The sequence below is a fragment of the Pseudomonas sp. LAMO17WK12:I1 genome (genome assembly GCF_900177315.1).
In the GTDB taxonomy this organism is placed as follows: domain Bacteria; phylum Pseudomonadota; class Gammaproteobacteria; order Pseudomonadales; family Pseudomonadaceae; genus Aquipseudomonas; species Aquipseudomonas marginalis.
In genome coordinates this window covers 153,434-167,825 of the sequence record NZ_FWZV01000014.1, presented here as the reverse complement: position 1 = coordinate 167,825, position 14,392 = coordinate 153,434, and the positions used below count along the sequence as shown (strand labels likewise).

General features: G+C 61.1%; 13 protein-coding genes and 4 tRNA genes. 5 read left to right on the top strand and 12 right to left on the bottom strand.

Going from position 1 to position 14,392, the window contains the following annotated elements:
• Positions 1-107: 107 nt before the first annotated feature.
• The 5 genes from B9N88_RS32600 to B9N88_RS25275 form a co-directional block, all read right to left on the bottom strand.
• Entirely contained in the window at positions 108-269 is a 162-nt protein-coding gene (locus B9N88_RS32600) for a hypothetical protein (protein WP_155954383.1), read from the bottom strand.
• Positions 270-321: 52 nt separating this feature from the next.
• A tRNA-Asp gene (locus B9N88_RS25290) sits at positions 322-398 on the bottom strand.
• 19 nt (positions 399-417) lie between these two features.
• Positions 418-493: transfer RNA gene (locus tag B9N88_RS25285), tRNA-Val, on the bottom strand.
• A gap of 176 nt (positions 494-669) precedes the next feature.
• A tRNA-Asp gene (locus tag B9N88_RS25280) sits at positions 670-746 on the bottom strand.
• A gap of 19 nt (positions 747-765) precedes the next feature.
• A tRNA-Val gene (locus B9N88_RS25275) sits at positions 766-841 on the bottom strand.
• A 159-nt stretch (positions 842-1,000) separates the two neighbouring features.
• Here B9N88_RS25275 and rdgC point away from each other — a divergent pair.
• From rdgC to sugE, 3 genes are all read left to right on the top strand, one after another.
• Positions 1,001-1,921, top strand: coding sequence for a recombination-associated protein RdgC (rdgC, locus tag B9N88_RS25270; protein ID WP_027607105.1), 921 nt, complete (start codon positions 1,001-1,003; stop codon positions 1,919-1,921).
• An 86-nt stretch (positions 1,922-2,007) separates the two neighbouring features.
• Positions 2,008-2,973: a bile acid:sodium symporter family protein gene (locus tag B9N88_RS25265; RefSeq protein ID WP_027607104.1), complete on the top strand. Its 966-nt coding sequence runs from the start codon at positions 2,008-2,010 to the stop codon at positions 2,971-2,973.
• Between the two features lie 107 nt (positions 2,974-3,080).
• Positions 3,081-3,395 carry a quaternary ammonium compound efflux SMR transporter SugE gene (gene sugE, locus B9N88_RS25260; RefSeq protein ID WP_027607103.1) on the top strand — a complete coding sequence of 105 codons (315 nt, stop codon included), beginning with the start codon at positions 3,081-3,083 and terminating at the stop codon, positions 3,393-3,395.
• 56 nt (positions 3,396-3,451) lie between these two features.
• Here the strand turns inward: sugE and B9N88_RS25255 are convergent, their stop codons facing one another.
• From B9N88_RS25255 to B9N88_RS25245, 3 genes are all read right to left on the bottom strand, one after another.
• Positions 3,452-5,326, bottom strand: a complete 1,875-nt coding sequence (locus tag B9N88_RS25255; protein ID WP_027607102.1) for an MFS transporter — start codon at positions 5,324-5,326, stop codon at positions 3,452-3,454.
• 57 nt (positions 5,327-5,383) lie between these two features.
• Positions 5,384-6,532, bottom strand: coding sequence for a TDT family transporter (locus tag B9N88_RS25250; protein WP_027607101.1), 1,149 nt, complete (start codon positions 6,530-6,532; stop codon positions 5,384-5,386).
• 88 nt (positions 6,533-6,620) lie between these two features.
• Entirely contained in the window at positions 6,621-7,820 is a 1,200-nt protein-coding gene (locus B9N88_RS25245; RefSeq protein ID WP_027607100.1) for an MFS transporter, read from the bottom strand.
• A gap of 90 nt (positions 7,821-7,910) precedes the next feature.
• On the opposite strand from B9N88_RS25245, the gene B9N88_RS25240 reads away from it, so the two are divergent.
• On the top strand, positions 7,911-8,450 hold the full coding sequence (locus B9N88_RS25240) for a TetR/AcrR family transcriptional regulator (RefSeq protein ID WP_027607099.1): 540 nt from the start codon (positions 7,911-7,913) through the stop codon (positions 8,448-8,450).
• Positions 8,451-8,516: 66 nt separating this feature from the next.
• Here B9N88_RS25240 and B9N88_RS25235 read toward each other — a convergent pair whose 3' ends face one another.
• The 4 genes from B9N88_RS25235 to B9N88_RS25220 all read right to left on the bottom strand — a co-directional run bounded on the left by B9N88_RS25235 (position 8,517) and on the right by B9N88_RS25220 (position 11,693).
• Positions 8,517-9,296 carry an ABC transporter permease gene (locus B9N88_RS25235; protein ID WP_012723134.1) on the bottom strand — a complete coding sequence of 260 codons (780 nt, stop codon included), beginning with the start codon at positions 9,294-9,296 and terminating at the stop codon, positions 8,517-8,519.
• Positions 9,293-10,225, bottom strand: a complete 933-nt coding sequence (locus B9N88_RS25230; RefSeq protein ID WP_027607098.1) for an ABC transporter ATP-binding protein — start codon at positions 10,223-10,225, stop codon at positions 9,293-9,295. The genes B9N88_RS25235 and B9N88_RS25230 overlap by 4 nt, the downstream gene beginning before the upstream one ends.
• Before the next feature lie 134 nt (positions 10,226-10,359).
• Entirely contained in the window at positions 10,360-10,977 is a 618-nt protein-coding gene (locus tag B9N88_RS25225; RefSeq protein ID WP_027607097.1) for a glutathione S-transferase family protein, read from the bottom strand.
• A 56-nt stretch (positions 10,978-11,033) separates the two neighbouring features.
• Positions 11,034-11,693, bottom strand: coding sequence for a transglutaminase-like domain-containing protein (locus tag B9N88_RS25220; protein WP_027607096.1), 660 nt, complete (start codon positions 11,691-11,693; stop codon positions 11,034-11,036).
• Between the two features lie 191 nt (positions 11,694-11,884).
• On the opposite strand from B9N88_RS25220, the gene B9N88_RS25215 reads away from it, so the two are divergent.
• On the top strand, positions 11,885-14,332 hold the full coding sequence (locus B9N88_RS25215; protein ID WP_027607095.1) for an acyl-CoA dehydrogenase: 2,448 nt from the start codon (positions 11,885-11,887) through the stop codon (positions 14,330-14,332).
• Positions 14,333-14,392 lie beyond the last annotated feature (60 nt).

Sequence of the window (14,392 nt, the reverse complement as noted above, 5' to 3'; positions counted from 1 at the left end):
GCCCGGCGTCGTAAGGATTGCGTCGGGTCTATTGAGGCGCTTTCGTCGTAACTCTACCGTGGACGCCTACTCCATCACGTAGGAAGCCCATCGTGGAAAGCTCAACCCTAGGCATGATCGTCCTGACCATAATCGCCGTGTTCGGCACTGCGTCTTTTTGCTTCGAGCACTTGGCCACGCGCCAGCCACGCAAGAAAAAGGTCAGGTAGCGTCAGGGCGACGGCAAGGCGCAGAAAGGTCAAATCGCAGGCAAAAAAAAGCCCGCTCATTGAGCGGGCTTTCTGTGGTGACCTGGCGTTCAGTGGGCCAGGTGACCGAATATGGCGCAGCGGACGGGACTCGAACCCGCGACCCCCGGCGTGACAGGCCGGTATTCTAACCGACTGAACTACCGCTGCGCGTAACACGTGAAGCGAATGGTGGGTGATGACGGGATCGAACCGCCGACCCTCTGCTTGTAAGGCAGATGCTCTCCCAGCTGAGCTAATCACCCTTCGTTTCGGTGTGGGCGCATCATACACCAAAAAATCGTAATGTCTTGATTTAAATGCAATTTATTCAAAAAAAGTTCAGCGCACGATTTTTTGCCATATTCCGGACAGCAAAAAGCCCGCGATCAGGCGGGCTTTCTGTGGTGACCTGGCGTTCAGCGTTCCAGGCTACCGAATATGGCGCAGCGGACGGGACTCGAACCCGCGACCCCCGGCGTGACAGGCCGGTATTCTAACCGACTGAACTACCGCTGCGCGTAACACATGAAGCGAATGGTGGGTGATGACGGGATCGAACCGCCGACCCTCTGCTTGTAAGGCAGATGCTCTCCCAGCTGAGCTAATCACCCTTCGTCTCGGTGTGGCGCGCATTCTACGGAGCGACCTTATGTCTGGCAAGCACTTTCTTAAATCTTTTTTTTGAGGCCTTCCAATGGCTTAGGCAGGGTTGGCCTGGGGCGCTATCAAGAGAATAATGCCCCCCTTTGTATAAAGGAGAGACTCACCCCATGTGGTTCAAGAACCTGCTTATCTATCGCCTGACCCAAGATCTGCCTGTTGATGCCGAGGCGTTGGAAGCGGCCATGGCCACCAAACTGGCGCGCCCTTGTGCCAGCCAGGAGTTGACCACCTACGGTTTCGTCGCACCGTTCGGTAAAGGTGAAGACGCTCCCCTGGTTCACGTCAGCGGTGACTTCCTGCTGATCGCCGCCCGCAAGGAAGAACGCATCCTGCCGGGTAGCGTGGTGCGTGACGCACTGAAAGAGAAAGTCGAAGAGATCGAGGCCGAGCAAATGCGCAAGGTCTATAAAAAGGAACGCGACCAGATCAAGGATGAAATCATCCAGGCCTTCCTGCCCCGCGCTTTTATTCGCCGCTCGTCGACCTTTGCCGCCATCGCGCCGAAGCAAGGCCTGATCCTGGTGAACTCGGCCAGCCCGAAACGCGCCGAAGACCTGCTCTCCACCCTGCGTGAAGTGATCGGCACCCTGCCGGTGCGCCCACTCACCGTGAAAACCGCGCCCACCGCCATCATGACCGACTGGGTCACCACCCAGAAACCGGCCGATGACTTCTTCGTCCTCGACGAATGCGAACTGCGCGACACCCACGAAGACGGCGGCATCGTACGTTGCAAGCGTCAGGACCTGACCGGCGAAGAAATCCAGCTGCACCTGACCACCGGCAAAGTCGTGACCCAACTGTCCCTGGCCTGGCAGGACAAGCTGTCCTTCATGCTTGACGACAAGATGACCGTCAAGCGCCTGAAGTTCGAAGACCTGCTGCAAGACCAGGCGGAACAGGACGGTGGCGAAGAGGCCCTGGGTCAGCTGGACGCCAGCTTCACGCTGATGATGCTGACCTTCGGCGACTTCCTGCCGGCGTTGATCGAAGCCCTCGGCGGCGAAGAAACCCCGCAAGGTATCTAAGCCGTTTGAAGATCAAATTGTGGGAGGGGCCCCTCCCACAGTTGATCGCAGTTGCACTTCAAGCATCTAACAACAAGGACACCCCCATGCGCGCACTCGCCGCCTTGAGCCGCTTCGTCGGCAATACCTTCGCCTACTGGGTGCTGATCTTCGCCGTTGTCGCGTTCCTCGAGCCCAGCTGGTTCATCGGCCTGAAAAGCGCCATCGTCCCGCTGCTGGGCCTGGTGATGTTCGGCATGGGGCTGACCCTCAAACTTGAAGACTTCGCCGAAGTCGCTCGCCACCCGTGGCGCGTGGCCCTGGGCGTGGTCGCGCATTTCGTGATCATGCCGGGGGTGGCGTGGCTGCTGTGCCAGGCCTTTCACCTGCCGCCGGAAATTGCCGTCGGCGTGATCCTGGTCGGTTGCTGCCCAAGCGGCACCTCGTCCAACGTGATGACCTGGCTGGCCCGTGGCGACCTGGCGCTGTCGGTGGCCATCGCTGCCGTCACCACCCTCCTCGCCCCGCTGCTCACCCCGGCGCTGATCTGGCTGTTGGCCTCGGCCTGGTTGCCGGTGTCGTTCATGGAGTTGTTCTGGTCGATCCTGCAAGTGGTGCTGCTGCCGATCGTGCTCGGCGTGGTCGCGCAACGCGTGCTCGGCGAGCGGGTCCGCCATGCAGTGGACGTGCTGCCCCTGGTGTCGGTGGTCAGCATTGTGATCATCGTCGCCGCGGTAGTGGCTGCCAGCCAGGCGAAAATTGCCGAATCGGGCCTGCTGATCATGGCTGTGGTGATGCTGCACAACAGCTTCGGCTACCTGCTGGGCTACTTCACCGGCCGTGTGTTCAAACTACCATTGGCCCAACGCAAGTCGTTGGCACTGGAAGTGGGCATGCAGAACTCAGGGCTGGGCGCCGCCTTGGCCAGCGCGCACTTTTCGCCGTTGGCGGCAGTGCCCAGTGCGTTGTTCAGTGTCTGGCACAATATTTCCGGGGCATTGCTGTCGACGTATTTCCGCCGCATGAGCGAGAAGGAAGACCGCCGCGTACTGGAGAACACGCCGCAAACTTGATCGCATGATCAATTTTCGGCACTCTACCGGGCTTCGCGGGGACGACCTCGCGACGCTGTCGAGGCGCACAATCCGGGGACGACCCCGCCTATGGAAGCGAGGTCATCATGTCCTGGATCATTCTGTTTTTTGCCGGTCTGTTCGAAGTCGGCTGGGCCGTCGGCCTGAAGTACACCGACGGTTTCAGCAAGCCACTGCCCACCGCCCTGACGATTGCCGCCATGGCCATCAGCCTCGGCCTGCTGGGGCTGGCCATGAAGGAACTGCCCCTGGGCACCGCCTATGCCATCTGGACCGGTGTGGGCGCGGTGGGCACCGTGATTGCCGGGATTGTCCTGTTCGGGGAGTCCATGGCGTTGTTTCGATTGGCCAGTGTGGCGTTGATCATTTGCGGGCTTGTTGGGCTTAAGATCAGCGCTTAGGCCGCTACCGCCATCGGGGGCAAGCCCCCGATGAGTCCGGTACATCCAGCACAGAACTACCTGACACTCCCCCGCAAAACACCCACCACCGCCTGCAACTGCGCAGGCGTAGCCGCCTCCACGGCAACAGGCTCACCCGCCACCAATACCACCCGCGACCAGATCCGATGAAAGAAGCCCTTGTGCGGATCGCGGCTGAAGAAACTCCCCCACAGCCCCTGCAACGCCATCGGAATCACTGGCACCGGTGTCTCTTCCAGGATGCGCGTCACCCCACCACGGAACTCATTCATCTCGCCATCCGCCGTCAATTTGCCTTCCGGGAAGATACACACCAACTCCCCGTCCTTCAGGTACTGGGCAATGCGCGTGAAGGCCTTTTCGTAGATCTGGATGTCTTCATTGCGCCCGGCAATCGGAATCGCCCCGGCGGTGCGGAAGATAAAGTTCAGCACCGGCAAACGGTAGATCTTGTAGTACATGACAAAGCGAATCGGCCGACGCACCGCGCCACCGATCAACAACGCATCGACAAACGACACGTGATTGCACACCAGCAACGCCGCGCCTTCATCAGGGATAGCGTCAAGGTTGCGATGCTCCACGCGGTACATGGAGTGGCTGAGCAGCCAGATCATGAAGCGCATGGTGAACTCGGGGACGATCCTGAAGATGTAGGCGTTGACCGCGATGTTGAGCAGCGACACCACCAGGAACAACTCCGGGATCGACAGCTTGGCCACGCTCAGCAGCAGGATCGACACGATCGCCGAGACCACCATGAACAGCGCATTGAGAATGTTGTTGGCGGCGATCACCCGCGCCCGCTCGTTCTCGGCGGTACGCGACTGGATCAGCGCGTACAGCGGCACGATATAGAAGCCGCCGAACACACCCAGGCCAAGGATATCGAACAACACCCACCAGGCCTGGCCGTAGCTGAGCACCGTGAGCCAGTCGTTGGCCTGGACGTTCTGCGGGAAACCGCCGGAATGCCACCAGAGCAGCAGGCCGAACACCGTCAGGCCGAACGAGCCAAACGGCACCAGGCCGATTTCCACCTTACGCCCGGAGAGTTTTTCGCAGAGCATCGAGCCCAGGGCGATGCCCACCGAGAACACCGTGAGGATCAGGGTGACCACGGTTTCATCGCCGTACAACCATTCCTTGGCGTAGGCCGGGATCTGCGTCAGGTAGATCGCGCCGACAAACCAGAACCACGAGTTACCGACAATCGAGCGCGACACCGCGGGCGTCTGCCCCAGGCCCATGCGCAGCGTGGCCCAGGACTGGGTGAAGATATTCCAGTCCAGGCGCAGTTGCGGCGTGGATGCGGCCGCCCGTGGAATGCTGCGGCTGGCCAGGTAACCCAGCACCGCCACGCCGACAATCGCCACCGCCACGATCGGCGCGTAATGGGTGGACGACATCATGATCCCGGCGCCAATGGTGCCGGCCAGGATGGCCAGGAACGTGCCCATCTCCACCAGGCCGTTGCCACCTACCAGCTCATCTTCGTGCAGGGCCTGGGGCATGATCGAGTACTTCACCGGACCGAACAGCGCCGAGTGGGTACCCATGGCAAACAACGCCAGCAGCATCAATTCCAAATGGTTGAACAGGAAGCCTGTGGCACCGACGGCCATGATCACGATCTCGCCGATCTTGATCGCACGGATCAACGCATCCTTGTTGAATTTCTCGCCAAACTGCCCGGCCAGCGCCGAAAACAGGAAGAACGGCAGGATAAACAGCAAGGCGCACAGGTTGACCCAAATGCTGCGGTCACCGTCGATGGTGAGCTTGTAGAGAATCGCCAGGATCAGCGATTGCTTGAAGATGTTGTCGTTGAAAGCGCCCAGCAACTGGGTGATGAAAAACGGCAGGAAGCGCCGTGTGCGCAGCAAGGTGAATTGTGAGGGGTGGCTCATCGTCCGTGTTCCTGCGTGGCCTAATAGTTATCAGGCCACGACTTTACCTAACTCCGCTTACTTATTCCCTAGTCCTGCAATGCACGGCGAAACAAAAAGCTCGCCTTTGTAGGCGCCCTGCACAGTGCGCTTGGCCACGATCAGCCACATCAGCGCCAACGCCGCCACCAGCAGGCTACCGAAGGCGCTGAAGAAGCCCAGGTGCAGCAGGTTCGCCAGCTTCAGCGTGGCCAGGGCGTACACCCCCAACGGGAAGGTGAAGCCCCACCAACCGAGGTTGAATGGGATACCGCCGCGCAGGTAACGCAGGGTGATCAATACTGCGATCAGCATCCACCACAAGCCGAAGCCCCACAGGGTGATGCCTGCGACCAGGCCGAGCCCATTGGCTATTTCACCCACGCCGGGCAAGCCATTGGCGGCAAAGATCGCCGGAGCATCGCCGCCCAGCAACAACATGCCCAGGGCACCGGTACCGATCGGGCCCAACGCCAGCCAGCTCGACGCCGCCATGTTGGCGTGGGGCAGTTTGTGCAGGGCCATGCGCAACATCAGGATGGTCAGGATGCTGAACGCCACCGGCAGGGAAAACGCCCACAACACGTAGCTGGTCACCAGCATCACCAGTTGCGAATGAGCGTCCGCCAGGTGCGGCGCGAGCAAGCCGCCGCTGGCTGCGGCGACTTCGGCCGCCACCACCGGCAGCAGCCAGACCGCAGTCATCTGGTCGATGCTGTGTTCCTGGCGGGTGAACATCATGAAGGGAATCAGCACACCGCAGGCCAGGGCCATCGCCACATCCAGCCACCACAGGGCTTCGGCCAGCGGGATCACATCGGCGCCCCAACGCGGCAGGCCAAACAGCAGCAAGCCATTGAGAATGGTCGCCAGGCCCATGGGGATGGTGCCGAAGAACATCGAGACCGTGGAGTGCCCGAAAATCCGCCGCGCCTCGTGGAAAAACATCACCCAGCGCGCGGTATACAAGGCACTGAACAGAATGAACAGGCCAATGGTGAACCACCACAGTGCTTCGGCAATGGCCTGCACACCTGGCAGGTTGACCGGCCATTGCGCCAGGGCCAGCGCCAGCACCCCGGTGCCCATGGTCGCGGCGAACCAGTTGGGGGTGAATTGGCGAATCACTTCCCGAGGCCGGGTCAGGTGACTGAAGGGTTTGTAGCTGATGGTCGTCGAGCAGTTCATGATGGCAATCCTCTTCCTCGCATGAGGTTGAGGCCATGGTAGAACCTGATCGAATATCTATATAACGGGTAATATCTCTAACTGTTATCTACTTTACAGATATGCAGGCCGCCTTGGATTTTGCCGAATCCTGCAGCAGCAAGGCGACCAACGCCCCGAGGGCCAGCAGGATCAGTACGGCGCCGTAACCGTCGGTGGTGACGATCAGGCCAAAGCGGCGAATCAGGTTGCCCGCCAGCAGCGAAGGCAAGCAAAACGCCAAATAACTCAGCACATAGAATGCCGACATCAAGCCTGCCCGTTCATGGGGCAAAGCCAGCGGCACCACACTGCGCAATGCGCCGAGAAAGCCGGCGCCAAAGCCGCTGCCGGCGATCAATGTGGCGATAAAAAACAGCAGCAGGCTGGCGCTGTGCACCGCCGTAAGGATCAGCGCCACCCCCACCGCCAGCAGCGTCGCGCCCAGGCGCAGCACCTTGCTGGCCGGGCGATTGCGCAGGGTGAAGATCATCAGCGCCCCGCTCAACGTCAGCACCGCCACCAGGCCGCCACCGATAAGGTTCGATGTAGAGCCTGTCGCCGCCCGTACCAGCGACGGCGCCAGGGACAAGTAAAAGCCCCCCATCGCCCACACCGCCACGTCCACCGGCAAAGACAGCCACAACGCGCGACGCGCCTGGGGCGGCACATGCAGCGTGGGGCGCAGCGAGGCCAGTGCACCGGGAATACGATCAACGGTTTCCGGCAGGCGCCACACATACAGCGCCTGCATCAGCATCAGCGCCAGCAGCGTCCAGTAGATCAACTGCGTCGGCAGTGGCGCGAACTCCGCCAGCACACTGCTGCCCATCGCACCGCACGCCATGCCCAGCAGAGGTGCCACGCTGTTGACCAGCGGGCCCTGCTGGCGGTCGGTGTCGAGCAAGGCCGCGCCCAGCACCGCCGTGGCCATGCCGGTGGCAAACCCCTGTACGGTACGCGCTGCGATCAGCCAGGCCACACTGTCTTCATTGATAAACAGCAGCATCGCCAACATATTCAGGACCAATGCCGTAAAAATCACGGGCCTGCGTCCCAGGTGGTCCGACAGCGAGCCCACGGTCAACAGCGCCGCCAACAGGCTCAAGGCGTACACGCCAAAGATCAGCGTGAGCGTGCCCGCCGAAAAATGCAGGCCCTCCTGATACAGGTGGTACAACGGTGTCGGCGCACTGGAAGCGGCGAGAAACGTCAGCAACGTGACCGCGAGGAACACCAGGCTGGAACGATGAGAAGTGAGGCTGGACATGGGCACGCTCCGCTAAAGCTAATACTTTGCTTTTGCGGAGTGTGCTACCCGCCGGCGCTTAAAGCAAATTCTTTGTGTTAAGGTCGCAACATGGCGATAAAAGAAGGCCTCCGCCCGGGGGGCCGCAGTGCCCGGGTACAGGAATCGGTCCACTCGGCCGTGCGTGAATTGCTCGAAACCCATGAGCGCTCCAGTGTCACGGTGCCGATGATTGCCGCGCGCGCAGGCGTAACGCCCTCGACTATCTACCGGCGCTGGGGCGACCTCTCGGTGCTGCTCGCGGATGTGGCCCTGGCGCGTATGCGCCCCGACAGCGAGCCCGCCAACACCGGCAGCCTGCGTGGCGACTTGCGGGCATGGGCCGAGCAATACCTGGATGAGATGAGTTCGGAGCCGGGCCGCAACATGATGCGCGACCTGCAATGCAGGGGGACGCCGGGCTACTGCGTGAGCATCTTGAGTGGGCAGCTTCAGGCGATTGTCGACCGTTATCCGCACCAGTCGCCACCAAGCGTGGACCACTTGATCAATCTGCTGGCAGCACCGACGGTGTTTCGTATTCTGTTCTCAAGCGCGCCGCTGACGGTTGAAGAACTGCACGCGCTGATCGAGCTGGCTCTGCAGGCCTGAAGACCTGAAACAAAACCAAATGTGGGAGGGGGCAAGCCCCCTCCCACATTTTTTGACCGCGCTTTATCAGGTACGCATCCCGCGCCCGCTCACCAGCAGCTTCGCGCAACCGATATACAACACCACCGTCGCCACCAGCATGAAGGTGATCGCCACGCTGATCTTGATATCCGACACGCCCAGGATGCCGTAGCGGAAGGCGTTGACCATGTGCAGCACCGGGTTGGCCAGCGACACGGTCTGCCAGAACGGCGGTAGCAAGGTGATGGAGTAGAACACCCCGCCCAGGTAGGTCAGCGGCGTCAGCACGAAGGTCGGGATGATCGAGATGTCATCGAAATTGCGTGCAAATACGGCGTTGATAAACCCCAGCAGCGAGAAGATCGTCGCCGTCAGCACCACCACCAGAATGGTGACGCCGAGGTGATGCACCTGCAGGTGGGTGAAGAACAGCGACAGCAGCGTCACGATCACGCCCACCATCAAGCCGCGCAGTACGCCACCCAAGGTGTAGCCGATCAAAATGGTATGCGGCGACACCGGCGAGACCATCAGCTCTTCGATGGAGCGCTGGAACTTGCTGCCGAAGAAACTGGAGACCACGTTGCCATAGGAGTTGGTGATCACCGACATCATGATCAGGCCCGGCACGATGTACTCCATATAGGTGAAACCACCCATGTCGCCGATCTGCCGACCGATCAGGTTACCGAAGATCACAAAGTACAACACCATGGTGATCGCCGGCGGCAGCAGGGTCTGCGGCCAGATCCGGGTAAAGCGCTTCACTTCGCGGTAGACGATGGTCTGCAGTGCGACAAGGTTGGGCTGCAGCTCAGAACTCATACCGCCACCTTCGTCAGATTTTTCTCCACCAAGGACACGAACAACTCCTCAAGGCGATTGGTTTTATTACGCAGGCTCAGCACGTCGATGTTCTGCGCCGCCAACTGGGTGAACAACGCGGTGATGCCCATGGCTTTATCCACCTGGACTTCCAGGGTATGGCTGTCCACCAGGCGGCTGGGGTAACCGAGCAATTGCGGCGGTGCCGACAGGTTGTTCTTCAGGTCGAGCAGGAAGGTTTCCACATGCAGTTGGCCCAGCAGGTTACGCATGCTGGTGTTCTCGACTATGGTGCCGTGGTCGATGATGCCGATGTTGCGGCACAGCTGCTCAGCCTCTTCCAGGTAATGGGTGGTGAGGATGATGGTGATGCCCTTCTCGTTCAGCTCGGTGAGGAAGGTCCACATCGAGCGACGCAGTTCGATATCCACGCCGGCGGTGGGCTCATCGAGGATCAACAGGCGCGGTTCATGCACCAGCGCACGGGCAATCATCAGGCGACGCTTCATGCCGCCGGACAGCGACCGGGACGGCACGTCGCGCTTGTCCCACAGGCCCAACTGGGTCAGGTATTGCTCGGCGCGCTCCTTGGCAACTTTCGCCGGGATGCCGTAGTAACCAGCCTGGGTCACGACAATGTCGAAAGTCTTTTCAAACTGGTTGAAGTTGAATTCCTGGGGCACCACGCCGATGGAACGCTTGAGCGCCGCCGGGGATTTGTCCAGGTCGTGGCCGAAGATATTCACCGTGCCGCTGGTCTTGTTGACCAGAGTGGAGAGGATACCGATGGTGGTGGATTTGCCGGCGCCGTTGGGGCCGAGCAAGGCGAAGAAGTCACCTTCGGCAACGTCCAGATCGATACCACTCAGGGCCTGGAAACCGTTGCCGTAGGTTTTGGTTAGCTGCCGGATGGACAGAGCGGAACTCATATCGGAATACGCACCAAAGAAGGGAATAGAAAGAGTAGATGAGGGCGCAGCGCACGTAGTTCAACGGCGGCGCATGACAGGCATGGTGCTTGCCCGAGCCGCACAAGTACAGTCACCTGTATTAATAGTCAGTATTAAGTCAACGCGGTCATGACCGCCTTGCGGTAGGCCGGGCGCTGTTGCAGGCGCTGGTACCAGGCCTCCAGATGGGGCATCGCAGGGCGCTCGATGGGCATCTCGAACCAGGCGTAGATAAAGCAGCCGAGGGGAATATCACCCATGCCGAAGGTCTCGCCCGACAGGTAAGGCTGCTCGGCCAATGCATCGTCAACGGTACTCAGTGCATCGATACAGGCCTGACGCCCGGCGTTGATGCTGCCCCAGTCCTGCTTCTCCGCCGGGGTGCGCACAACGCCCCAGAACACGGCCTTGAACGGCTCGGCGAGGGTCGAGGTGGTCCAGTCCATCCATTTCTCGGCGCTGGCACGCGCCTGCAGGTCGCTCGGGTATAACCCCGACGCGTGTTTGGCGCAGAGGTAGCGCACGATGGTGTTGGACTCCCACAGCACAAAGTCGCCATCCTCGATCATCGGCACCCGGCCATTCGGGTTCAATGCCCGGTATTGCGGCGTGTCCACCACGCCAAAAGCCCCGCCCGCATCAATTGCCTCATAGTCCAGGCCGAGTTCCTCGGCGCACCACAGTGCTTTCCTGACGTTTGATGAATTTTTACGACCCCAGATTTTCAGCATGACCGCGCCTTTTTGTTGATGAACATGGCTGGATGAACGCAGCAGCATACGCCGGTTCACCCGCGGCTCAAATCGCTCTGCATGTCGCCCAACAAGGCCGGCATCTGTTCGGCAAACAGGTGCGGGTAACATTTCTCCAGATGGGCGAAGAAGAAATCCTCGGGCACATCGGGAAACTGCCCATGGTCCACCACGTACTCCATCGAGCGCTGCCCCTGGCGGTTGAATGCATGGAACACGCTGTCGTTGATCCCGTCGAAGTCCAGTGGTGGCACGTCGAACACCTCACAGAGTTGGCGGTTGAACGCCGGCGTCGCCTTAACCCAGCGGCCATCCAGGTAAAGCTCGGTGTAGCCGTGCATCGCGAACACATCGCTTTTGAGCAACGCGATCAGGCGCGGTGTCGACAGATGATTGCGCACATCCGCAAGACCGATGCGCGCCGGGATGCCGCAGTGGCGAGCGCAGGCGGCGAGCAAGGTGGCCTTGGGCACGCAATAGCTTTCGCCGGCGGCCAGGGCAAAGCTGGCGCTGAGGCTGCCGGGGTCGCGGCTGAAGGTGTAGGGGTTGTAGCGAATCGCCTCACGCACGGCGTAATAGAGACTGACCGCCTGGTCACGTAAATTCGCGCTGGAGCCGCGGTGTTTTTCGGCGAACTCCACCACCGCAGGGTGGTCACTATCGATGAAGCGGCTGGGGCTCAGGTACGTATCCATGAGTTTGATCTCCGAAGGAAGCCTGGAGTTTAACGACAGGTCCGCCACGGAGATAACGACGATTCGGCCAAATGTCGGCGCCTGATGCCAGGTGTTCCCAGTACAACTTGTAACACCCTGATCACCCCGCTTGTTCGGATGCCGACTAAGCTCCCTGGTGGTTTCGCCCCTGGTTTCACGGAGGATTGAATATGCTGTTGTTGTGGATACTGGTTCTGGTGGTCGGCATTGCCTACCTGGCACATCGCCGCGTCGCCCCCCTGCCCGCCCTGGGCGTGGTCGCCGTTTACCTGCTGGCGATGGGCGCCTGGAGCCATGCACCGGGTTGGCTGCTGCTGATTTTCTGGGTATTGATCGCTGTGGTGGCCGCGCCCTTGCTGCTGCCGGACCTGCGCCGCCAATACTTCACCAAGCCGCTGTTCAGCTGGTTCCAGAAAGTCCTGCCGCCGATGTCCGAGACCGAGCGCGACGCCATCGACGCCGGCACCGTGTGGTGGGACGGCGAACTGTTCAGCGGTCGTCCCGACTGGGACAAATTGCTGGCCTACCCCAAGGTCCAACTGACCGAGGAAGAACAGGCCTTTATCGACGGCCCCACCGAAGAACTCTGCGCCATGGTCAGCGACTGGGAAATCGGCCAGGCCATGGACCTGCCGCCGGCCGCGTGGGAGCACATCAAGACCCACGGTTTCTTCGCCCTGATCATTCCCAAGGAATATGGCGGCAAGGGCTTCTCCGCTTATGCACACTCCCAGGTCGCGATGAAACTCGCCACCCGCAGCGGCGACCTGGCCTCCACCGTGATGGTGCCCAACTCCCTCGGCCCGGCCGAATTGCTGTTGCATTACGGCACCGACGAACAACGCAACCACTACCTGCCGCGCCTGGCGCGTGGCGATGACATCCCCTGCTTCGCCCTCACCGGCCCGCTGGCCGGTTCCGATGCCGGCGCCATGCCTGACACGGGGGTGATCTGCAAAGGCGAATGGGAAGGCAAGGAAACCCTCGGCCTGCGCCTGAACTGGGAAAAACGCTACATCACCCTTGGCCCGGTCGCGACCCTGCTGGGCCTGGCCTTCAAGGCCCATGACCCCGACCACCTGCTGGGTGAAGAAGAAGACCTGGGTATCAGCCTCGCACTGATCCCTACCGACACCGCCGGTGTGGAAATCGGCCGTCGCCACCTGCCCCTCGGCGCCGCGTTCATGAACGGTCCGAACTCCGGCAAGGACGTGTTCATCCCCTTGGAATACCTCATCGGCGGCCAGGAAATGCTCGGCAAAGGCTGGATGATGCTGATGAACTGCCTGTCGGTCGGCCGTTCGATCTCCCTGCCCGCCGTGGGCACCGGCGCTGCCAAGTTCACCAGCCTGGTCACCGGCCAGTACGCCCAGGTGCGCGAGCAGTTCAACGTACCGCTGTCAGCCTTCGAAGGTATCCAGGAAGCCCTGGCGCGCATCGGCGGCAACGCCTGGCTGATGGACAGCGCACGCATGCTCACCGCCAATGCCGTGGACCTTGGGGAAAAACCCTCGGTGCTGTCGGCGATCCTCAAGTACCACCTGACCGAACGCGGCCGCGAGTGCATCAGCCACGCCATGGACGTACACGGCGGCAAGGGCATCATCATGGGCCCGAACAACTACCTGGGCCGCAGCTGGCAGGGCGCGCCGATCTTCATCACCGTGGAAGGCGCGAACATCCTCTCGCGCAACCTGATGATCTTCGGCCAGGGTGCCATCCGCTGCCATCCGTTCGTGCTCAAGGAAATGGCGCTGGCCGGTCGTGAGGACCACGATCAGGCGCTGAAGGAGTTCGACGGGCTGCTGATGCAACACATTGGCTTTGCCGTGAGCAATGCCGCCAGCACCCTGGTGCTGAACCTCGGCGTGGGGCACTTCGAGAAAGCCCCGGGCAACCGTTTGAGCCAGGGTTATTTCCGCGCATTGAACCGCCAGGCTGCCGCGTTCGCGCTGCTGGCAGACCTGAGCATGATGCTGCTGGGTGGCGAGTTGAAACGCCGCGAACGCCTGTCGGCACGCCTCGGTGACGTACTGAGCCACATGTACCTGGCATCGGCGGCACTCAAGCGTTACCACGACCTGGATTCGCCGGATCACCTGGAACCGCTGTTCGCCTGGGCCATGGAAGAAAGCCTCGGCGAGTCCGAGCGTGCGCTGGATGAACTGTTGACCAACTTCCCGAATAAAGTGCTGGGCTGCCTGCTGCGGGTGATTGTGTTCCCGTTCGGGCGTCGCCATACCGGTCCGTCCGATGCGCTGGATGCGGAAGTGGCCGCGGTGATTGGGCGCGCCAAAGGCGATCCGACCCTGGAAGAATTGCTGGCTGGTTGCTACCGCCCACAATCGGCAGACGATCCGGTGGGCGCGCTGCAACACGCCTACGACCTGCTGGGTGCCAGCCACCCGCTGCAGAAAAAACTGCATGCCGCGCTCAAAAGCGGCCAGGTCAAACCGACTGCCGGCGAGCATGCCATCGACGCCGCGCTGCATGCCGGTGTGCTGCAACCGGCGGAAGCGCAAACCTTGCGTGACGCCGAAGCGGCACGGCGCAAGGTGATCGACGTGGATGATTTCAGCAAGGAAGAGCTGGTACACGCTGAAGGTAAAGTCCGCTGAGTCCGGCGGTCATATAAAAACGGGCGCGAGAGGCATATACTCTCGCGCCCGTTTTTGCTT